Here is a 19,433-nt window from a genome sequence, read left to right as displayed (position 1 = left end):
GTTGACAGGGGAACGACATGGCCGTTGCTGACGACATCGCTCTGATCAAGAGACAGGAAGAGACCCTTGTCTTCAAGGCTTTCGACGAGGCCGTCGCCTTCGAGATCGGCGCAGCCATCCGTGGTCGTGCAATTGCCGAGAATCTGCCGATCATCGTCGATATCAGGCTATGGGATCGGCCGCTTTTCTATGCCGCCATGCCGGGGTCGAATGCATCCAATCCCGACTGGGCGCGGCGCAAGATCAATGTTGTCAAGCGCTACCTCAAAAGCACCTACCGTCTGGTTCTGGAGCAGCAGCGCTCCGACCGCACCTTCAAGATCGGCGAGGGGCTGGATATTGCTGACTATGTGCTCGCCGGCGGCGGGTTCCCGGTCGCGGTCAAGGGTGCCGGTGTCATCGGCGTGATCGCGGTGTCCGGCCTGCCGGAGCGCCAGGATCATGGCGTGGTGGTCGATGCGCTGTGCGATCACCTGGGCATGGACAGGCGCGGACTGGCGCTGTCCGCGGACCCCGAATGACCGTGCCCGATCCCAAGGCTTTTCTTACCTCGATCTTCAATGCGGCGGTCGCAGCCGCCGACCCGGAGCGCACTATCCGCGACCATTTGCCGGCCAGGCCCAGGGGCCGCACCATCGTCATCGGTGCCGGCAAGGGCTCGCCGCAGATGGCGGCGGCGTTCGAGAAGGTTTGGGATGGCCCGATCGAAGGGCTGGTCGTCACCCGCTACGGCTATGGCGCCCAATGCGAGCGCATCGAGATCATCGAGGCGGCGCATCCGGTGCCGGACGCCGCGGGGCTAGAGGCCTCGCGGCGGCTGCTGGAGAAGGTGCGAGGGCTGACGGCGGACGATCTGGTCGTGGCGCTGATTTCCGGCGGCGGCTCGGCGCTGCTGCCGTCTCCCGCTGCCGGCCTGACACTGGCCGACGAGATCGCCGTCAACGAGGCGCTGCTTGCCTCGGGCGCGCCGATCGCGGCGATGAACACCATCCGCAAGCATCTCTCCACCATCAAGGGCGGTCGGCTGGCTGCCGCCGCATGGCCGGCCAAGGTGGTGTCGCTGGTGGTCTCCGACATTCCCGGCGACAATCCGGCCCTGGTCGCCTCAGGCCCAACCGTTCCCGATACCGGCAGCCGTGAAGACGCGCTGGCGTCGATATCCGCCTATGGCATGAACCTGCCGGACGCGGTCATGGCGCACATCCGGTCGCCTGGGGCCGATGCACCAGATCCCGACGATCAGCGCTTTTCGCGCAACGAGGTGCATCTGATCGCCTCTGCCGGCGTGTCGCTGGAAGCGGCAGCAGTGGAAGCGAGGCGGCAAGGCATAGAAGCCGTCATCCTTTCCGATGCCATCGAAGGCGAAGCACGCGAGGTCGGCGGCGTCCATGCGGCAATCGCCCGCGAAGTGGCGACGCGCAACCGGCCCTTTCAAAAGCCGGTTCTGATCCTCTCGGGCGGTGAGACCACCGTGACTTTGCGGGCCAAAGGCAAGGGCGGCCGCAACTCGGAATTCCTGCTTGCCTTCGCCATCGGCATCAGCGGCATGGATGGCATTCATGCCTTGGCCGCCGACACCGACGGCATCGACGGTTCGGAAAACAATGCCGGCGCCTTCGCCGATGGTTCGACCGTTTCGCGCATGCGCGCGGCGGGTGTGGATGCCAAGGCGATGCTGGCCGGTAACAATGCCTGGACGGCCTTCAATGCCGTCGGCGATCTCTTCGTGCCCGGCCCGACCGGCACGAACGTCAACGATTTGAGGGCAATTCTCGTTCGTTAGCTTCACAGCCTCAAACGTTCGTCATCCTCGGGTCTGCGCTGCGTCGCTGTCCTTAATGCTCAAGCGGCCATCAGCTTCTTCACCTGCTTCATATCGCGCAAAAACCGCTCGCGTTCAGCTTCCTTGTCGGCGTGATCCCGAATGCGCAGGATGAAGGAGGGATGGACGGTGATGAAGACACGCAAGCCATCCTCGCGTTCGATCATCTGGCCGCGCATTTTCGTCACCGGTGTGGCTTTGCCGAGCAGCGACAATGCTGCCGTGGCGCCGAGCGCCACGGCGAGGTTCGGCTTGATCAGGTCAAACTCCTGGTCGAGCCACCAGCGGCAGGCTTGAACCTCGCCGACATTGGGCTTGGAATGGATGCGCCGCTTGCCGCGCGGTTCGAATTTGAAGTGCTTGACCGCGTTGGTGACGTAGACCTTCAGGCGGTCGACCCCGGCATCATCCAATATGGCATCAAAGATCTTGCCGGCCGGCCCCACGAACGGCTGGCCGACGAGGTCTTCTTGGTCGCCCGGCTGTTCGCCGACAAAAATCACCTTGGCATTGTCAGGCCCTTCACCGAATACGGTCTGCGTCGCATCGCGCCAAAGCGGACAGCGGCGGCATCCCTTCGCGGCCTCGCGCAATTCGGGAACCGTGTCGGCGGCATCGTCATCAGGCATCTCGGCTGGCTCACGCTTCGGCCAGTGCCTCGCCTGCACCTTGGCATGGTGCGGCGCAGGCGTTGTCGGCATCTTCGCAATCATATCTCTGGCGGCCTTGTCCGCTCCCGCGATCACGTCAGGAATGAGCGAGGCCTCGGGAAGGTTCCGCCGATATTTCTGTCTGGAGGGCCGGTACGCCACCTGATTTGAGGGTGACGGCGAAAAAGCGATCGCCGTCGGGTCGTCCAGCCATCAGACTTCATGCAGGTAGAGATGATAGTCCAGCTCGCTGACCGTACGCGCCACGCGCAGGTATTCGGACTGCTTGATCGCCACGAAGGTGCGGTGCAGATCCTCGCCGAGCGCGCCCTTCAGGAAGCTGGACGCCTTGGCCGCTTCGATGGCGGCGCGCCAATCGGCGGGCATCGTCGTACGGGTGACGGCCGCCTCATAGCCATTGCCGGTCGTTTCGGGGCCTGGATCGAGCCCTTCGTCGAGGCCTTTGACGATGCCGGCGAGCACCGTCGCCGCAATCAGATAGGGGTTGGCGTCGACGCCGGACGGACGATGCTCGATGCGCCGGTTTTTCGCATCGCCCGCCGGCACGCGTAGCGCCACCGAGCGGTTGTTGACGCCCCAGGTCGGTGCCACCGGCGCATAGGATTGCGAGACGAAGCGGCGCCAGGAATTGGCGTGCGGCGCAAACACCAGCATCGATTCCGCCATGGTCTGGATCAGCCCGCCGAGACCGCGCAGCAGCGGCAGCGACCAGTTCTCGCCGGCGGTTTCCGAAAAGACGTTTCGGCCGTCCTTGTCCTGCAGCGAGACGTGGAAATGCATGCCGGAGCCGGCATATTTCTCGATCGGCTTGGCCATGAAGCAGGCGGTGACGCCGTGACGGCGCGCCTGCGCCCGCACCAGCCGCTTCAGCATGACCAGATCGTCTGCCGCCCGCATCACGTCCTTGCGGTAGTTCAGCGTCAGCTCGTACTGGCCAGGCGCATATTCGGAAATCACCGTCTCGGCCGGAATGCCTTGCGCCTTGGCGGCGGCGTAAATGTCGGAGAACAGCGGCTCCATGCCGTGCAGATGATCGACGGAATAGACTTCCGTCTTGCCCGAGACGCGGCCGTCGAGCACCGCGCGCGCCGGCTGCACCTTGCCGTCGGCATCGCGCTCATTGGCCAGCAGAAAAAACTCGAGTTCAAAGGCGCCAGCCGGATAGAGGCCCTTGGCAGCCAGTATGTCGACCTGCCGGGCAAGCGCCAGCCGCGGGTCCGATGACATTGGCTGGCCGTCGAGATGATACATCGCCATCAGCACCTGGCCGCGCGGCGGGTTCGTGCCGTAAAGCGGCACCAGCGTGCCGGGAATCGGCCAGGCCCTGAGATCGCCGTCGCCGCTGTCCCAGATCAGCCCGGTTTCATGCACATCCTCGCCGGTAATGTCGAGGCCGAGGATGGAGATCGGCATGTGCCGGCCGCCCTCGAAAATGCTTTTCAGCTCATGCCGGCGCACGATCTTGCCGCGCCCGACGCCATTGGCGTCGGTCAGCACGATATCGAAGGCCTCGATCTCGGGATGGGCGTCGAGGAAGGCTTGCGCCTCGGTGGGCGTCGAGCCCGAAGGTGAACTCATGATGGAACTCGAGTTTGGCTTGGTGGCTTGTCTCATGCCGCGAGCTTTGCCGCAACCGCGCCAAACGCGCTGATCAGCCGGTTGACCTGGGCGCCCGACGTCGCTGGCGAGATCAGCATCATGTTGTGGAAGGGTGCGATCAGCACGCCGCGATTGACCAGCGCGACATGGATTGCGGCTTCCAGTTCCGGCGCATGCGCACCCTCGGCCTCGGCGCCATTGCGCAGCGGTCCGGGCGCGCAGATGAACTCGACGCGGGCCCCTACACGGGAAACATGCCAGGGCAGATTGTAATGATCGATCACGCCGGTCAGTCCGGCATCGAGCCGCCGTGCCAGATGATCCATGCGGTCGTAATTCTCCTGCGTCATCACCTCCTCGAGCGTGGCGCGCATGGCGGCGAATTGCAGCGGGTTGGCCGACAGCGTCGTGCCCATGCCGGAATAACCCGGTTCTTTCGTCCTGTTGTAGTCGGCATAGCGCGAGGCGACATCGTCGCTCATGCCCCACACGCTCGCCGGCACGCCGCCGGCAATCGGCTTGCCCAGCACGAACAAGTCCGGCTCCAGCCCATATTTCCTGGTGTAGCCGCCGGGACCTGTCGAGATTGTGTGCGTCTCGTCGATCAAAAGCAGCGTGCCCGCTTCGCGCGTCAACTTTCGCAGTGTCTCGTGGTAGCCAGGATCGGCCAGCACCATGCAGGAATTGGTCAGCACCGGCTCGGCAATGACGCAAGCGACATCCCTGTCCTTCAGCGCGGCTGCCAGTGCGGCGACATCGTTGAATTCGATGACCTTGGCCGTGCGGGTCAGGTCGCGGAACTCGCCCGCCAGTCCCGGCCGGTTGACGGGCTTGCCGTCGATCAGCCGCACCATCGTCTCGTCCACCGAGCCGTGATAGCAGCCATTGAAGACCAGGATTTTTTCTCTTCCGGTGACGGCGCGGGCGACGCGCAGCGCGAAGCGGTTGGCGTCGGTCGCCGTCGTCGCGATCTGCCAGAACGGCAGGCCGAACCGCTGCTGCAGTAGCGGCCCGATGGCGAGTGCGTCTTCCGAAGGCAGCATGTAGGTCAGGCCGCGCCCGGCCTGGCGGCGAATGGCACGCGCCACCGGTGGCGGCGAGTGACCGAACATCGAACCGGTATCGCCGAGGCAGAAATCGTCGAGCTTGTTGCCGTCCATGTCGGTGATCGTGGCGCCTCGGGCGCTGTCGACCAGGATCGGAAACGGCGTCGGCCAGTCGTTCATCCAGTGCATCGGCACGCCGCCGAAGAAGCCGGGCAGGCCGTTGCCGACCTTGGCTTGCGATCTAGGCCGCGCCTTGCGGAAGGCAGCGCCTTCCGCCTCGCGCAATTGCGCAATGCGGTCGCGGCTGATGCCGCCTACGGTCGTCGAACTGTCGTTGTGCATGAAAACCCCTCTGGCGCGCCCCTCATAGCCAATCCACCTCCTCAACGGCAATTGGCCGCGCGTCCGTTCTGCATTGGCTCAGCCCGTGCTGGGCGCGCTTGACGCTCTGCGCGAAGTCGGCGTCAATGGGAACGGCAATTGGGGCAAGGGAAATGCGGACGATCATCTGCGTAGCGGCACTGTTCCCGTCGGCTGGCACGGCGTCCGCGACCGGCGGTATCTGGTGCTCCGTCGATGATCCACAGGTGAAATTCCAGGTCGATACCGGCGTCACCACCGGGATGGGCGGCCCGACCTTCAATTTTCGCGGTGACCTCGAAATCAAGGCAAGGCCCACCGGCGATCAACTGCGAAAGACCACTTTTGAGAACTCCAACCTCACCCAGTACTGGCTCGACGACAAGGAATTGCGGCTGAACATCTACCACGAGCAGGAGGTGGCCAAGACCTACAGTTCGGTCGAACTGACGATCCTGACCAGGGCCAGCGACGAAGGGGTCTATGATGGAGATTACAAGCTCGGTGTCTATGACGGCACGGCCGACAAGGACAGCGATGGCAAGCCCGTCGATCTGATTGGCAAGGTGTCCTGCGGCGCCGAGTGATCGGCCATCCGGACTACGCAGTGATGTCGATGACGCCGCAGTCGCCGGCGGCACTGCCGAAGGCGACACGGCGTTCTTCCTTGTCCCACATCATCGCGGTGATGGCGCCTTTGCCCGGGCGCCGCAAAAGCACTTCCTTGGCATCGGCGAAGCGCACCGCCATAACCATGCCGTCGTCATAGCCGACGGCGACGACGTCTTGGCTCGGGTGGCAAGCGACCGCCGTCACCATGGCATTGCCGCGCGTGCCGAGTTCCAGCGGCGCCTTGCCCATCGGGCCGTCCTTGGCCGAGAACGGCCAGACGATCGCCGCCGGCGCGCCGGAACTGGCCAGCCATTTGCCTTTCACGCTCCAGGACAGGCTTTTGACCTTGCCCGGATACCCGCTCATGCGCATGTGCTTGCCGTCGGCGAGCTTCCAGCCATGCAGGGCGTTTTCCTGCATGGTGGTGACCAGAAAGGCGCCGTCCGGCGAGAAGGTGATGCCGGTGTGGGCGCCCGCCCATTCGAGTTCCACAGGCTTGCCCTCCGCGGCGGGGAAATGCAGCGTCGCGCCATTGTAGCGGGCGACGCCGAAGCGCATCCCCTTTGGCGAGAAGGCCAGCCCTTCGACCGAGCGCGGATGGGCAAATTCCCGGGTCTTGCCATCGGCGAAGCGCACGAAGGCGGTCTTGCCCGTGGCATAGGCGATGGCGCCTTGCGGCCCGGCGGCAACGCTGGTGATCCATTTCTTGCCGGCGCTCGCCACCTCCCGGGCCTCACCGCCGGCTTTGACGGCAAACACCTTGCCGTCCTCGCCGCCGGTGATCAGCCGGTCGTTGGCCGCGTCATGGAAGGCGGCAAGCAGCCCATCGTTGGCCTGCACCGTCTTGTGGCCATTGTCGAGCCGGTGGACAGCACCATCGGCCAGCGCGAAATGCGGCACGTCGCCGAGGAAGACGGCGGCGACGCAATGGCCTTCGAGATCAAGCGGGGCGACTGTGGGCATGATTGTCTTCGTTCAACTGGATGAGATTACAGAGGCGGCTTACTCGACGTTTGCGGTTCCGGCAACCGGCAGATCAGATCGCGAGAGCTGTCATCAAAGCAGCCCCTTCGCCCGCAGATCGGTTGCGAACGTCGCCAATGGCATCACCAAGGTCAGGTTCGATCCCTGGAGGCGCTCGGCCCCGTAGCTGGCATACCATCTTGCGGCCCGCTCGCTCTTGGCATCGATGATGAGCAGGATGCCGCCACCTTCGCCGGCAAGTCGCAAGCAGCGCAACGCGGCGGCGGCAAGCAGTTGACCTCCGAGGCCTTGCCTGGCGACGCTGCGGTCGGTCGCCAGCCGGGCAAGCTTGAAGCCGGAAACCTCGTGCCGCGCCAAGCCTCTCGTCATCGTCTGCGGCACGGTTTCGTGAGCAATGGCTGACGGCGCGATCGTATAGAAGCCAAGGATCCGGTCCAAAGCCGCATCGTCGATCGCACAGAAAGTCTTGGCGGCATTCTGTTCGTGGCTTTGCCGCGCGAACCGCCGCAGAAAATCGTTCATCTGCGCATCGCCGCAATCGAACGAGGCCCGATCATGGCGTTTCGCAATCGGCTCCTCGTGCCAGGCGGGAAGCGTCACAGAGTATCCGGCAAGGCCGCGATCGCTGCTCGGAGCTTGGCATTGGGTTTCGGCGGGTTCTCCAGCAGATCGAGTATACGTGTGAAATCGCGGTCGGACACTTTCGCAACCTCGGCTGCTTCGATTACGGCCTGTGCTTCGGGAACCACCTTGTTGAGAATGAAGTCGGTAACGTCCTGATGAGACAGCGCGGCGGCGCGAGCGATCATCGCCTTCTGTGCAGGCGCGATGCGGATTTGATAGCGCTCGGTTTTGGTGTCGGCCGACCTGGGCATCGGAAATCTCCTCGGGTCCATGTACACATGATATGTGTACATGGACCCATAGTCAATCTCGAAGGCCCATCGATACAGCCTTACGAGGCCTGGCAGGCGTCAAAGCTCTTCTTCAGCCGCTCGGCATCCAGTTCGCGGCCGATGAAGACCAGCCGGCTTTCGTGCTTTTCGCCGTCCTTCCAGGCGCGCTGGTGGTCGCCTTCGATGATCATGTGCACGCCCTGGATGACATAGCGCTCGTCATCGCCCTTGAGCGCGATGATACCTTTCAGCCGCAAAATGTTGGGGCCTTCCATCTGGGTGATCTTCTCGATCCACGGGAAGAATTTCTTCGGGTCCATCTCGCCACCGCGCAGCGATACCGACTGCACCGTCACGTCATGGATGTCGGAAGGATGCGCATGATGGTGGTGGTCGTGCCCATCGTGGTCGTGGCCATCATGGTCGTGATGGTCATGATCGTGGTCATGGTGCTCATGGTCGTCATGCGCCTCGAGGAAATGCGGATCGTTTTCCAAAGCCTTGGACAGATCGAAAGCGCCGCGGTCGAGCACCTCCGACAGGGCGACGCCGGCGCGCGTCGTGCGGTGGATCCTGGCCGCCGGATTGATGGCTCGGATCGTCGCTTCGACCTTGGCGAGTTCTTCCGGGGTGACGAGGTCGGTCTTGTTCAGCACGACGACGTCGGCGAAGGCGATCTGGTCCTCGGCTTCCTTGGAATCCTTCAGCCGCAGCGGCAAATGCTTGGCGTCGACCAGCGCCACCACCGCATCGAGCTTGGTCTTGGAACGCACGTCGTCGTCCATGAAGAACGTCTGCGCCACCGGTACCGGATCGGCGAGCCCGGTGGTCTCGACGACGATGGCGTCGAAGCGGCCGGGCCGGCGCATCAGGCCCTCGACGACGCGGATCAGGTCGCCGCGCACCGTGCAGCAGACGCAGCCATTGTTCATCTCGTAGATTTCCTCGTCGGATTCCACGATCAGGTCGTTGTCGATGCCGATCTCGCCGAATTCGTTAACGATGACGGCGTAGCGCCTGCCGTGGTTCTCCGAAAGGATGCGGTTGAGCAGCGTCGTCTTGCCGGCGCCGAGATAGCCGGTGAGAACCGTTACGGGAATCTGCGTCTGTGCGTCGCTCATGGCTTGCCTCGAAATGACTGGGCCCTGAAATTCAGGCCACGAAAGGGGATTGTCGGTTCCATATAGGATGTGCGCCGGGCTTTTGCACGGGCAAACCATGGGCCAAAGTGACATCGTGGCTGAGGAAAGCGGTCGCCGCCTTGGCGATGGAATGATCAAGGGGCTTCTTGCCAGGGCTGTCGGTCGTCGGATCGCATTCGCGCGGCGGTTGCTCCGAATTCCCTTCACGCGAAACTCGTTTGTCATCTAACTGAAATAAACATCTGGCATCACCACGGCGGGCACCGCAAATGCTTGCCGGCAAAGCTGTTTGGTATGCCGGAATCTTTTCGATCGTCGATTGCCAACCGGCCGGCTGCGTCTATGCTGTGCGCACCGGTACGGCCGAAGAGGGATGACCATGGCCAAGGCGGACAAGACTGCAACGATGAGCCGGCTGCATTCAGCGGCAAGGCTGGCAAGGACCGCACTGGCGGCACGGCTTCTGGCGCACGGCTTCTACGCCGGCCAGGACCAGATCATGCTGTCGCTGGACCGCGAGGACGGCCAAACACCGGGCAATCTCGCCGGGCGTCTTGGCGTGCGTCCGCCGACCATCACCAAGACCATCAACCGGCTGCAGGCGCAGGGTTTTCTGGAAAAACGCGCCTCCGAGGCCGATGCCCGCCAGGCGCACATCTTTCTCACCGATACCGGGCGTGAAACCATCCGCGCCATCGAGAAGTCGGTGAAGAAGACCGAAAAGCAGGCGCTGAAAGGTCTCGACAAGAAAGACCAGAAGGCGCTGTTCAAGCTGCTTGCCCGCATCGAGGCCAACCTCTCCAACGAGGAACTGGTGCTGATCGATGACGACGCCGAGACGGACGACTGATCTCTTCGACAATCAAGCCGCCGTGGCAGCTCCGTGGGTTAAGGACGACCAGCGTCCTGGCGTCATGCCGAACGCTTTCTTGAATTGCCTGTTGAAATGGCTCTGGTCGCTGAAGCCGGCTTCGATCGCGATCTGCGCCAAGGGCTCGCCCGCGGCGATCATCCTGCGCGCGCTCTGAAGCCGGCGCATCACCAGGAAACGATGCGGACTGGTCGAGAAGGCCGCGCGGAAATGTCTCGACAGGGCATAGCGGTCGAGACCCGTGATGGCTTCCAACTCGTCCGAACGCACGGGACGGTCGAGGTTTTCCGTGAGATATTCACGCGCCAGTGTCGCCGCCCGCCACGCCGTCCCGGCTATTGGCTTTGCCGGCTTGCCGGCATGCCGGGCCAGGCTTTGCATCAGTTGAGCCAGGAAGTCGTCGACGAACAGCTCGTCGAGCTCCTGCTCCAACGGCCCGAGCGCCGAAAGCAGCGTCGCGCAGAAGGTATCGTCCGTCACCACCCCGTCCCTGACGAACGGCAGCGCCGTGCCGCCGAGACAGTCGAGCATCAGTGACGGCTCGAGATAGAGCATCCGGTAGCGCAGGCCTTCCTCGGTGCCGGCGCCGCCATCGTGCAATTCGTCCGGATGCAGCACGATGACCTGACCGGGCAGGCTCAGCCTTGCCGCGCCGCGATAGCGGAAGGTCTGCACGCCGCGCAACGTCACTCCGATCGCATAGGTGTCGTGGCGATGCGGATCGAAGGCGCTGCCGTGAAACCGGGCCTCGATGCGCTCCATCCCCGCAGGGTCTGGAGCGGAGATGATGCAGTTTTCAGCGGCATCGGCGCACAAACGTCCAAGACCCTCGAAGGCCTGGCGGTCTAGTTCGAACGACATCGTCTCCTTCCGCCTCGCGATACGGGGCCCAACCTCGAATGGTCCATTTTCTCATGTTCGATACGAAATTTGCAATCGTACTGCGGGAAGATCTGCCCGTCTGGCAGAAACTCAACGTCACCGCCTTCCTGACCAGCGGCGTCGTCGCGCAGTTTCCCGACATCATTGGCGAGCCCTATCGCGACCGCGCCGGCAATCTCTACAACCCGCTGTCGGTCCAGCCGGTCATCGTGCTGTCCGCGGACCAGGCAACGCTCGCCGCGATCCACCGGCGCGCGCTGGAACGCGGCGTCGGCACCTCGCTCTATGTCGAGGAGATGTTTTCCACCGGCTTCGACGCCGCCAACCGCGCCGTCTTTGCCGAATTCGCGCCCGAAGACGCCAAGGTGGTCGGCATCGCGCTGCGCGACGGCAAGAAGGTCGTCGACAAGATCACCAAGGGTGCCCGCATGCATGCATAGAGGCAAACTCACAAACTCAATCGACCGGCTGCCGCCGATCGAGAAGAGCGGCATACAGTGCCGCCAGCAATGCCAATCCCGCCGACACCAGCATCATGGAAAAAAGCGCTGGAGTTGAATCTGCAAGAAACAGCCCGGCGATGGAGGCGATGAGTGCCCCGCCGCCGATCCTCATTGCGGCGGCTAGTCCTGCCGCGGTGCCAACCAGATCCGGCCGTACCGACAACGCGCCGCTGTTGGCGGCGGGCATGGTCAACCCGTTGCCGACACCGATGAACATGCAAGGTCCAAAGAAGGCCAGAACGTGAGTGGTGCCAAAGCTTGACAGAACCAGGCCGATCAGCAGACCCGCGCAGGTCAGGAGGCGTGCAAAAACAAGTGTGGCGCTCAGCGAGATCTTCGAGGCGTAACGCCCCGCCAAATAGCTGCCGAGAATGAAGCCGGTCGGGATTAATCCCATGTAAAAGCCGAGCTTCATGCTCGATCCACCGAGCGCAGCACCGACGATCAATGGCGCTCCTCCGAGGAACACATAAAGCACGCCCATCGAGCAGGCCATGCACAAGGTGTGTGCCCAAAACCGCGCTGACCGGAGGAGCAGTCCATACGAGGCAACGTAGTTCCCATTGGATCGCGACAATGGGATGGCCGTTCTTCTGAGCTCGCGCACGGATAAGGCCAAGGCGGCCGCGCCGAGGATAGCGAAGACAATGAAGCTCGATCGCCATCCGAACAGTTCGTCCAGCGACCCCCCAAACAAAGGGCCGACCATGGGTGCGAGCGCCCAACCCATGGCAAGATAGCCAAATTTGCTGGCGGCTTCGCGCTCACCTGATGTCTCTTTGATGATGACCAGGGCGACGGAGTAGCAGGGGCCAATGCAAGCTTGCATAGCGCGAAACAGAAGAAAAATGCCGATGTTGGGGGCCAGGGCGCAGCCGATGGACGCGGCGACGAAGATCGAGAGAGATGCCAAGACGACCAGCCTGCGCCCAAATCGGTCCGATATCATGCCGCCGACGGCCTCTATGAGGGCGGTGATAGTCGCAAACCCGGCAACCGACAGATTGACCAATGCGAAATCAGCTTGGAACGCTGCGGCAATGTTCGGCAGCGACGGCAAAATCATGTTCACCGGCAACACCGCAAGAGCCGAAAGCAAGATAAGAGTAGTTAGCCGGGGTGGGACTGCCGGTTCGGAGAATGTCATTTTCCTGATTGTGTCCGTGGTCGGACTCGGAATGGGGTTATCGCTCGCCATGATCTCGTTCGCCTTGTCAGTGGGATTAAAGTGAGGGTCTGACGGGGCGGCCTCGATTCCGGGCATAAAAAAAGGCCCCGTCAGGAGCCTGCTTACCGCGCATGGGTGCTTTCGCCGGATGGTTACACCATCCTGCCCATGCGCTCTCTTACCACGATGAAAATCATTGCGATGTTCATGCTATCAGGGCTAGGCGGAAAGGTGCATGTCGTCAAGGCAGCATGCTTTCGGCGTCGATCAACAAAAAAGACCACGGAGCCTGCACTCAGACTTGAGCTGAGCGGGTACTAAGCCTGTCCTGGCGTGTCGTTGTGCCAGACGCTTTTGGCTTGCCGGCAAGCGGCAATTCCCGCAAAGGTGGGGCTCCAGCCCAGCTTCTCCCCGGCCTGCACGTGAATCCTTCCCAAAGATATGTCGAAAGCGCGACGCCGCCGGTGGCGATCCTGTGCATGCTGACCACCTATGTCTTCTTCACCTTCCTCGACACCTCCAGCAAGTATCTCGTCCTGGCTGGCGTCTCCGTCCTGATCGTCGCCTGGGTGCGCTTTGCCGTGCATGTCGTGCTGGTCGGGGCGCTGCTGCGTGGCTGGCGCGAGCCGGTGCGATTTCGCCCGGTCAACCTGCCGGCGCATGTGATGCGCGGCGCCTTCCTGTTCGGCTCGACCATTTTCAACGTCCTGGCGCTGCGCTCCCTGCAACTGGCCGAGACGACATCGATCTATTTCTTCGGGCCGATGGTGATCACCGCCCTTGCCGGCCCGCTGCTGGGCGAATGGGCCGGCTGGCGGCGCTGGCTGGCGATCCTCGCCGCTTTCGCGGGGGTCTTGATCATCACGAGGCCGGGTGTCGGTGTTTTCGGCATCGGACATCTCTTCGCGCTCGGCTCGATGCTGTCGAACTGCTTCTATGTGATCATGACGCGCCGCATGTCGGCGACCGAGACGCCGGAAAGCCTGATCCTGTTCTCGGCGCTGGCGCCGGCCGTGCTGCTCTTGCCCTTGCTGCCGTTTTCCTTCTCCTTGCCGCATGATGGCTGGCACTGGTTCGTCCTGCTCATGCTTGGCGTGTTCGGCGGCGTCGGCCACTGGCTGCTGGTGCAGGCCTATCGGCTGGCGACGACGACGGCGCTCGCCCCCTATCCCTATTCGCAGATGGTGTGGATGATCCTTTCCGGCTGGATCGTCTTCAAGCAGTTCCCGGACCGCTGGACGCTGGTCGGCGCCGCCATCATCGTCGCCAGCGGCCTCTACGTCGTCCATCGCGAACATCGGCTTCGGCTGCGCAGCCGCGCGGCCTCCGATGTGGAAGCGGAAGCGCTGGCAAAAAAACTTTGATTTGCCTCCGATCGGTGGCATAACGCCGCCTTTAAACAGTTTAGGTCTGGAATTCAGGCCTTCGGGGAGCGCGGGTCACTGGCACAGAAGATCAAGCTTTCGACGATCGCGGATGCGCTCGGCGTGTCCACGGCCACGGTTTCGCTGGCGCTGCGCGACAGTCCGCTTGTCGCCGGCTCGACACGCGACCGCATCAAGGAACACGCCCGCACCATCGGCTATATCTACAACCGCCGCGCCGCCAGCCTGCGCACCTCGCGCTCGGGCATTGTCGGTGTCGTCGTGCACGACATCATGAACCCGTTCTTCGCCGAGATCCTGCGCTCGATCGAAGGCGAACTCGACCGCAGCCGGCAGACTTTCATCCTGTCCAATCACTATGATCAGCTCGAAAAGCAGCGCACCTTCATCGATACGCTGCTGCAACTCGGCGCCGATGGCGTCATCATGTCGCCGGCCATTGGCACGCCCGCGTCCGACATCGTCATGGCCGAGGAGAACGGTCTGCCGGCGGTACTGATCGCCCGCACCGTCGAGGGCGCCGACGTGCCGGTGTTTCGCGGCGACGATGCCTATGGCACGGGCCTCGCCACAAACCATTTGATCTCGCTCGGCCACAAGCGCATCGCCATGATCGGCGGCACCGACCAGACCTCGACCGGGCGTGACCGCTACCAGGGCTATGTCAACGCCATGGAGGCTGCGGGGCTCGAGGTCAGCCCGTCCTGGCGTATCGCCGGCCCGCGCACCAAGCAGGCCGGTTTCGAGGCCGCCGGCCAATTCCTGGCGCTGAAGGACAGACCGACCGCCGCCTGCTGCTGGAACGACCTCGTCGCCATCGGCCTGATGAACGGCATCGCGCGCGCCGGCCTTGTGCCGGGCATCGACATCTCCGTCACCGGCTATGACGATCTCGAAGAGGCGGCGATCGCCACGCCGGCGCTGACCACCGTCTGGAACGGCCAGCGCGAGGTTGGCCGCCGCGCCGCCAGAGCGCTGCTCGACAAGCTCAACGGGCAGACGGTGCGGCCCTCGCAGGAATTGATCAAGCCGGAACTGCATGTGCGCCAGTCGACCGGCAAACCGGTGGAGCGTGCATGACCAGGGCCGAAAATCTGCAAGCCGTTGCCATTCTGGTGCCGGCGGACTTCAGCGACCACGCCATTGGGCGCATCGAGCGGACATTCAGGCGCGTCGGCATCGAGCGCGCCGATCCGGCGTTGGTCACCGAGGAGATGCGCCGCACCGTGCGCGGCATTGCATCCTTTGCCGGCATCAGTGCGGCGATGATGGATGCGTTGCCCAACCTCGAACTCATCGCCTCGTTCGGCGTCGGCTACGATTCGGTCGATGTCGGCCATGCCGCGACGAAGAATATCATGGTCACCAACACCCCTGACGTCCTGACCGAGGAAGTCGCCGACACCGCGATCGGGCTGCTGATCAACACGGTGCGCGACCTGCCGCGCGCCGAGACCTGGCTGCGGGACGGCAGTTGGGTGCGCAGGGGCAACTATCCGCTGAGCCGGCTGACCTTGCGCGCGCGCCGTGTCGGTATTTTCGGCATGGGCCGCATCGGGCAGGCCATTGCACGGCGGCTGGAGGCGTTCGGACTGCCGGTCGCCTATCACAACCGGCGTCGTGTCGAAGGTCTTGCTTACCAGTACCATCCGACGCTGAAGAGCCTTGCCGAGGCAGTCGACACGCTGATTTCTGTGGCGCCCGGCGGTGCTTCGACACAGAAAGCGGTCAATGCCGAAATCCTGTCGGCGCTCGGCGCCAACGGCGTCTTCGTCAACATCGGCCGCGGCAGCACGGTCGACGAGGCGGCGCTAGCGGCCGCTCTCGCCGACGGCACCATCGCCGCCGCCGGGCTCGATGTCTTCGCCGACGAGCCGAATGTCCCCAAGGCGTTGCTCGACCTGCCAAACACCTCTCTGTTGCCGCATGTCGGCTCGGCCTCGGAGCACACGCGCCGCGCCATGGCCGATCTTTGCGTCGACAATCTGGTGTCATGGTTCAGCGAGCGCCGGCCGCTGACACCGGTGCCCGAGACGGCGCATGTGAAGGCTCGCAGCTAGCGAAAGATGGATTCGATGGCGACACAGCGGCCTGAAAATTCCTCGATCTCGATCGCCACCAATGGCCGGGAACAGGTCGTTTCGATCCCATACCCAAAACCACCCACAGCCACCTATCTAGCAGGCGTATTCGTTGTCTTTTGGCTTGGCGGCTGGGCTATGGGAGAGGTTGCCGCTCTCCACCAGATTATGACGATGCCAGTCGGAGGCGGGACTGCATTTCTGGTATTCTGGCTTTGTGCCTGGTCAATTGGCGGCCTTTTCGCATTGCTGACAATTCGACGGATTTTCCAACGGTCCGCTCCCGAATTGCTAAAACTGGAAGCGGCTGGACTTGCCTACGATTCAGGAGTGCCCCCATTTAGGATGCCGATGTACAGGACGTTTGCTGCATGGTCATCGCTGTTTCCCAAGCGGAGTTTGATCAAGATCGACCGCGCACAGCTCGTATCCTTGCGACTGAGGGAGGGCGATACTCGTAGCCGCCTGACAGTCGATGCTGGAGCCCAGAGGGTCGAGCTTGCTTCAGCCGCCACCGATGTCGAGCGTGAATGGCTCTTCAAGCTCCTTTCGGAGCGCTATTCGCTGGCTGCTCCGCAATAGTCAATTTCGGTGGTCGCCGATAAGACGCCTTTGCCACACATGTTAACGCCCGCTTGACCCTTTGAAATCATTCTTCATCCTGTGTATGCGTGGGTGAGATCAGGATGAAGACGCTTTCCACATTGATCGGGGCCGCCGCCTTGTTCGGCGGCGTTCAGCTGTTTCATGGCGGCGGTGTTGAAAGCATCGGCGAAGAGGCCACACCGTCCAACACCTACAGGCTGGTCGCCAATGGCGACGAGGGGGCATGCGCGGTGCCTCGGTCTCGGATGGCTTGTCGCTGTTGTCCGCGGCGCCGAATTGCCACCGGCTCCTGCCGGGCCTCGAGCAGGCGAAATTCTGGCGCGAGCAAAACGACGGAACGGTCGCCTTCAGCGCCAACGGCATCGATCCGATCGTCACCTTCGCCGCGGCTGACGGCGACGGCTACGAATCCTACGCCCCGGCGCTACCATTGCTGTCGCTCGCGGCCGATGGTGACTTGAAGCGGCGAGACTGACTACTCGGCCGCGGCCCGCGCGCCGGCTTTCGCAGCGGCATGCAGGCGCACCGCATCGCCGAAAGCGCGAAAAATCTTGGCCGAATTGCTGTCCGACTTGACCCAGTATTCGGGATGCCATTGCACGCCGACGGCGAAGGCGCGCGCGCCCTTGACCGAAACCGCTTCGACGGTGCCGTCTGTGGCGACTGCCTCGATCTCGAGCTTCGACCCCAGCCGGTCGATCGCCTGGCGATGCAACGAATTGACCTTGATGTCGCCCGCGCCGAACACGCCGGCCAGGCAACTGCCTGGTTTGATCGAAATGGTCTGGTGAATGGCGAAGCGCTCATCCTGTTTGTCGCTCACCGCCGCACGATGGTCCAGCGACCCCTCGCGCTCCTGGATCTCGGTGCCCAGCGTACCGCCAAGCGCCACGTTCAGTTCCTGAATGCCGCGGCAGATGGCAAGCAGCGGCACGCCGCGCTCGATCGCCTTGCGGATCAGCGGCAACGTCGTGGAGTCGCGCGCGGTGTCATAGGGGCCATTCGCTTCGCTGGCATCGCCGCCATAGAGCGAGGGGTCGACGTTGGATTTCGAGCCGGTCAGCATGACTCCGTCGACCGACGACAGAAGTTCGTCGAAGTCGAGCCGGTCGCCGAACGAGGGCACCAGCAGGGGGAAAACGCCGGCACCTACGATTGCGGCTTCCAGATATTGTTGGGGGGCGGCATGCCAGGTGTAGTTGTCGAATTGACGGACGTCGGTCGATATGGCGACGAGCGGCTGCTGCATTTTGGGTCTGTTTTCCATCTGGCAAGGGATGTCCTGCCTTTAAAATAAGCGATCCCCGGGCATTTTTCCAGCCAAGTTTCAGCGCGTCGCATGGGCCACGAAATCGGCTATTAGACTATAGTTGCAGGCTAGCATGGCTTCGCCGCCAATTACGGCCGCCGTGCTGGACTCGACTCTTTGCCCGTGTATTGTTCCGTGCGAACCGATGCGGGGAGCCGAGGATTTCCCGAGCGTCGGTCTATTGATCCAAAAGGGAGGAACTGCATGGATCGTCGTTCATTCATCCGCAAGGCCGGCGTCACCGGCGTCGGCGCAGCAGCGGCAGCGGCCACGCTCGCCGCACCGGCAATAGCCCAGTCCAATCCCAAGGTGACATGGCGGCTTGCGTCGTCCTTCCCGAAGTCGCTCGACACCATCTATGGCGGGGCCGAAGTGTTCTCCAAGATGCTGTCGGAGGCCACCGACGGCAATTTCCAGATCCAGGTCTTTGCCGCCGGCGAACTCGTCCCCGGCCTGCAGGCCGCCGACGCCACCACGGCCGGTACGGTCGAGGCCTGCCACACGGTGGCATATTATTACTGGGGCAAGGATCCGACATGGGCGCTGGGTGCGGCGGTGCCCTTCTCGCTCAACGCGCGCGGCATGAATGCCTGGCACTACCATGGCGGCGGCATCGACCTGTTCAACGAGTTCCTCGCCACGCAAGGTCTGTTCGGCCTGCCGGGCGGCAACACCGGCGTGCAGATGGGTGGCTGGTTCCGCAAGGAGATCAACACCGTCGCCGACCTCTCCGGCCTCAAGATGCGCATCGGCGGCTTTGCCGGCAAAGTGGTGCAGAAGCTCGGCGTCGTGCCGCAGCAGATCGCCGGCGGCGACATCTACCCGGCGCTGGAAAAGGGCACCATCGATGCCGCCGAATGGGTCGGCCCCTATGACGACGAGAAGCTCGGCTTCTACAAGGTCGCGCCCTATTACTACTATCCCGGCTGGTGGGAGGGTGGCCCGACCGTCCACCTGATGTTCAACAAGGCGAAATACGACGAGCTTTCGCCGACCTACAAGTCGCTGCTGCGCACGTGCGCCCAGGCCGCCGACGCCGACATGCTGCAGAAATACGACTATGTGAACCCTCCGGCGGTGAAGCGGCTGGTGGCCGGCGGCGCCAAACTGCGCCCGTTCAGCCAGGAGATCATGGCCGCCTGCTTCGAGAAGGCAAACGAGGTCTATGCCGAAATGGAAGCCTCGAACGCGCCGTTCAAGAAGATCTGGGAATCGATCAAGGGCTTCCGCAAGGAGCACTATCTCTGGGCGCAGGTGGCCGAATACAATTACGACACTTTCATGATGGTCCAGCAGCGCAACGGCAAGCTGTAACGATTTGCCCTAAGTCGGGGTGGCCAACTACTACAGAAGTTTGCGCCGCCCCTCATCGCCCTGCCGGGCACTTCTCCCCGTATGGCGACGGGGAGAAGGGGCTGGTGTCCGAACCGGATAGATAGGTAACAGAATGGACCGATAGCATGGGTGACAGTTTTCTTGTCCGCCGGGAGGACCGG

At 63.1% G+C, this 19,433-nt stretch carries 20 protein-coding genes and 1 pseudogene; 11 read left to right on the top strand and 10 right to left on the bottom strand.

Annotation, left to right across the window (positions count from 1 at the left end; all coding sequences use genetic code 11):
* Positions 1-17 precede the first annotated feature (17 nt).
* Positions 18-521 carry a heme-degrading domain-containing protein gene (locus tag FJW08_RS13425; RefSeq protein WP_140757137.1) on the top strand — a complete coding sequence of 168 codons (504 nt, stop codon included), beginning with the start codon at positions 18-20 and terminating at the stop codon, positions 519-521.
* A complete protein-coding gene (locus FJW08_RS13420; RefSeq protein WP_140810963.1) occupies positions 518-1,783 on the top strand; it encodes a glycerate kinase in 1,266 nt (421 codons plus the stop codon). Before FJW08_RS13425 ends, FJW08_RS13420 begins: the two co-directional genes overlap by 4 nt.
* Before the next feature lie 59 nt (positions 1,784-1,842).
* Here FJW08_RS13420 and FJW08_RS13415 read toward each other — a convergent pair whose 3' ends face one another.
* From FJW08_RS13415 to FJW08_RS13405, 3 genes are all read right to left on the bottom strand, one after another.
* Positions 1,843-2,568 (bottom strand): UdgX family uracil-DNA binding protein, encoded by a 726-nt coding sequence (locus tag FJW08_RS13415; RefSeq protein ID WP_281408436.1) that lies wholly within the window; start codon positions 2,566-2,568, stop codon positions 1,843-1,845.
* A 117-nt stretch (positions 2,569-2,685) separates the two neighbouring features.
* Complete coding sequence (locus FJW08_RS13410) at positions 2,686-4,071, bottom strand: glutamine synthetase family protein (RefSeq protein WP_181182914.1); 1,386 nt, start codon at positions 4,069-4,071, stop codon at positions 2,686-2,688.
* A gap of 32 nt (positions 4,072-4,103) precedes the next feature.
* Positions 4,104-5,480 carry an aspartate aminotransferase family protein gene (locus tag FJW08_RS13405; RefSeq protein ID WP_140810959.1) on the bottom strand — a complete coding sequence of 459 codons (1,377 nt, stop codon included), beginning with the start codon at positions 5,478-5,480 and terminating at the stop codon, positions 4,104-4,106.
* 152 nt (positions 5,481-5,632) lie between these two features.
* On the opposite strand from FJW08_RS13405, the gene FJW08_RS13400 reads away from it, so the two are divergent.
* Positions 5,633-6,085 carry a hypothetical protein gene (locus tag FJW08_RS13400; RefSeq protein WP_140757127.1) on the top strand — a complete coding sequence of 151 codons (453 nt, stop codon included), beginning with the start codon at positions 5,633-5,635 and terminating at the stop codon, positions 6,083-6,085.
* Between the two features lie 13 nt (positions 6,086-6,098).
* Here FJW08_RS13400 and FJW08_RS13395 read toward each other — a convergent pair whose 3' ends face one another.
* The 4 genes from FJW08_RS13395 to FJW08_RS13380 form a co-directional block, all read right to left on the bottom strand.
* Positions 6,099-7,073: a WD40 repeat domain-containing protein gene (locus FJW08_RS13395; protein WP_140810958.1), complete on the bottom strand. Its 975-nt coding sequence runs from the start codon at positions 7,071-7,073 to the stop codon at positions 6,099-6,101.
* A 93-nt stretch (positions 7,074-7,166) separates the two neighbouring features.
* Entirely contained in the window at positions 7,167-7,694 is a 528-nt protein-coding gene (locus FJW08_RS13390; RefSeq protein ID WP_140810957.1) for a GNAT family N-acetyltransferase, read from the bottom strand.
* Positions 7,691-7,969, bottom strand: coding sequence for a DUF1778 domain-containing protein (locus FJW08_RS13385; RefSeq protein WP_140757121.1), 279 nt, complete (start codon positions 7,967-7,969; stop codon positions 7,691-7,693). The genes FJW08_RS13390 and FJW08_RS13385 overlap by 4 nt, the downstream gene beginning before the upstream one ends.
* Before the next feature lie 80 nt (positions 7,970-8,049).
* A complete protein-coding gene (locus tag FJW08_RS13380) occupies positions 8,050-9,111 on the bottom strand; it encodes a GTP-binding protein (protein ID WP_140810956.1) in 1,062 nt (353 codons plus the stop codon).
* A 400-nt stretch (positions 9,112-9,511) separates the two neighbouring features.
* Here FJW08_RS13380 and FJW08_RS13375 point away from each other — a divergent pair, with 400 nt between their 5' ends.
* A complete protein-coding gene (locus FJW08_RS13375; protein WP_140810955.1) occupies positions 9,512-9,982 on the top strand; it encodes a MarR family transcriptional regulator in 471 nt (156 codons plus the stop codon).
* Between the two features lie 12 nt (positions 9,983-9,994).
* Here the strand turns inward: FJW08_RS13375 and FJW08_RS13370 are convergent, their stop codons facing one another.
* The gene (locus tag FJW08_RS13370) at positions 9,995-10,864 is read right to left on the bottom strand and encodes an AraC family transcriptional regulator (RefSeq protein WP_140810954.1); all 870 of its coding nucleotides are present in this window, start codon (positions 10,862-10,864) and stop codon (positions 9,995-9,997) included.
* 53 nt (positions 10,865-10,917) lie between these two features.
* Between FJW08_RS13370 and FJW08_RS13365 the strand changes: the two genes are divergently transcribed.
* Positions 10,918-11,325: a DUF2000 family protein gene (locus tag FJW08_RS13365; RefSeq protein ID WP_140811085.1), complete on the top strand. Its 408-nt coding sequence runs from the start codon at positions 10,918-10,920 to the stop codon at positions 11,323-11,325.
* Positions 11,326-11,341: 16 nt separating this feature from the next.
* Here FJW08_RS13365 and FJW08_RS13360 read toward each other — a convergent pair whose 3' ends face one another.
* Positions 11,342-12,535, bottom strand: a complete 1,194-nt coding sequence (locus FJW08_RS13360; protein WP_246682335.1) for an MFS transporter — start codon at positions 12,533-12,535, stop codon at positions 11,342-11,344.
* Between the two features lie 443 nt (positions 12,536-12,978).
* Between FJW08_RS13360 and FJW08_RS13350 the strand changes: the two genes are divergently transcribed.
* The 5 genes and pseudogenes from FJW08_RS13350 (at position 12,979) to FJW08_RS13330 (ending at position 17,103) form a co-directional block, all read left to right on the top strand.
* Positions 12,979-13,920: a DMT family transporter gene (locus tag FJW08_RS13350; RefSeq protein WP_140810951.1), complete on the top strand. Its 942-nt coding sequence runs from the start codon at positions 12,979-12,981 to the stop codon at positions 13,918-13,920.
* Positions 13,921-13,998: 78 nt separating this feature from the next.
* Positions 13,999-15,021 (top strand): LacI family DNA-binding transcriptional regulator, encoded by a 1,023-nt coding sequence (locus tag FJW08_RS13345; protein WP_140810950.1) that lies wholly within the window; start codon positions 13,999-14,001, stop codon positions 15,019-15,021.
* Positions 15,018-16,001, top strand: coding sequence for a 2-hydroxyacid dehydrogenase (locus tag FJW08_RS13340; protein ID WP_140810949.1), 984 nt, complete (start codon positions 15,018-15,020; stop codon positions 15,999-16,001). Before FJW08_RS13345 ends, FJW08_RS13340 begins: the two co-directional genes overlap by 4 nt.
* Positions 16,002-16,016: 15 nt before the next feature.
* Positions 16,017-16,604: a hypothetical protein gene (locus FJW08_RS13335; RefSeq protein ID WP_140810948.1), complete on the top strand. Its 588-nt coding sequence runs from the start codon at positions 16,017-16,019 to the stop codon at positions 16,602-16,604.
* A 104-nt stretch (positions 16,605-16,708) separates the two neighbouring features.
* Positions 16,709-17,103: pseudogene (locus FJW08_RS13330) on the top strand (hypothetical protein).
* Here the strand turns inward: FJW08_RS13330 and FJW08_RS13325 are convergent.
* The gene (locus FJW08_RS13325) at positions 17,104-17,877 is read right to left on the bottom strand and encodes a gamma-glutamyl-gamma-aminobutyrate hydrolase family protein (protein WP_140810947.1); all 774 of its coding nucleotides are present in this window, start codon (positions 17,875-17,877) and stop codon (positions 17,104-17,106) included.
* A gap of 264 nt (positions 17,878-18,141) precedes the next feature.
* On the opposite strand from FJW08_RS13325, the gene FJW08_RS13320 reads away from it, so the two are divergent.
* Positions 18,142-19,251: a TRAP transporter substrate-binding protein gene (locus FJW08_RS13320; protein ID WP_140810946.1), complete on the top strand. Its 1,110-nt coding sequence runs from the start codon at positions 18,142-18,144 to the stop codon at positions 19,249-19,251.
* The last annotated feature ends 182 nt before the right edge of the window (positions 19,252-19,433 follow it).

Source organism: Mesorhizobium sp. B3-2-1 (genome assembly GCF_006439515.1).
In the GTDB taxonomy this organism is placed as follows: Bacteria; Pseudomonadota; Alphaproteobacteria; order Rhizobiales; family Rhizobiaceae; genus Mesorhizobium.
The sequence above is the reverse complement of the archived record's forward strand: the minus strand, read 5'-3'. Positions and strand labels throughout refer to the sequence as shown.

Bases quoted from the DNA above. Each gene is read 5' to 3' on its own strand.
- FJW08_RS13425 (WP_140757137.1), top strand. From the start codon at position 18: ATGGCCGTTGCTGACGACATCGCTCTGATCAAGAGACAGGAAGAGACC.
- FJW08_RS13420 (WP_140810963.1), top strand. From the start codon at position 518: ATGACCGTGCCCGATCCCAAGGCTTTTCTTACCTCGATCTTCAATGCG.
- FJW08_RS13410 (WP_181182914.1), bottom strand. From the start codon at position 4,071: ATGAGTTCACCTTCGGGCTCGACGCCCACCGAGGCGCAAGCCTTCCTC.
- FJW08_RS13405 (WP_140810959.1), bottom strand. From the start codon at position 5,480: ATGCACAACGACAGTTCGACGACCGTAGGCGGCATCAGCCGCGACCGC.
- FJW08_RS13400 (WP_140757127.1), top strand. From the start codon at position 5,633: ATGCGGACGATCATCTGCGTAGCGGCACTGTTCCCGTCGGCTGGCACG.
- FJW08_RS13395 (WP_140810958.1), bottom strand. From the start codon at position 7,073: ATGCCCACAGTCGCCCCGCTTGATCTCGAAGGCCATTGCGTCGCCGCC.
- FJW08_RS13385 (WP_140757121.1), bottom strand. From the start codon at position 7,969: ATGCCCAGGTCGGCCGACACCAAAACCGAGCGCTATCAAATCCGCATC.
- FJW08_RS13380 (WP_140810956.1), bottom strand. From the start codon at position 9,111: ATGAGCGACGCACAGACGCAGATTCCCGTAACGGTTCTCACCGGCTAT.
- FJW08_RS13375 (WP_140810955.1), top strand. From the start codon at position 9,512: ATGGCCAAGGCGGACAAGACTGCAACGATGAGCCGGCTGCATTCAGCG.
- FJW08_RS13370 (WP_140810954.1), bottom strand. From the start codon at position 10,864: ATGTCGTTCGAACTAGACCGCCAGGCCTTCGAGGGTCTTGGACGTTTG.
- FJW08_RS13365 (WP_140811085.1), top strand. From the start codon at position 10,918: ATGTTCGATACGAAATTTGCAATCGTACTGCGGGAAGATCTGCCCGTC.
- FJW08_RS13360 (WP_246682335.1), bottom strand. From the start codon at position 12,535: ATGACATTCTCCGAACCGGCAGTCCCACCCCGGCTAACTACTCTTATC.
- FJW08_RS13340 (WP_140810949.1), top strand. From the start codon at position 15,018: ATGACCAGGGCCGAAAATCTGCAAGCCGTTGCCATTCTGGTGCCGGCG.
- FJW08_RS13335 (WP_140810948.1), top strand. From the start codon at position 16,017: ATGGCGACACAGCGGCCTGAAAATTCCTCGATCTCGATCGCCACCAAT.
- FJW08_RS13325 (WP_140810947.1), bottom strand. From the start codon at position 17,877: ATGCAGCAGCCGCTCGTCGCCATATCGACCGACGTCCGTCAATTCGAC.
- FJW08_RS13320 (WP_140810946.1), top strand. From the start codon at position 18,142: ATGGATCGTCGTTCATTCATCCGCAAGGCCGGCGTCACCGGCGTCGGC.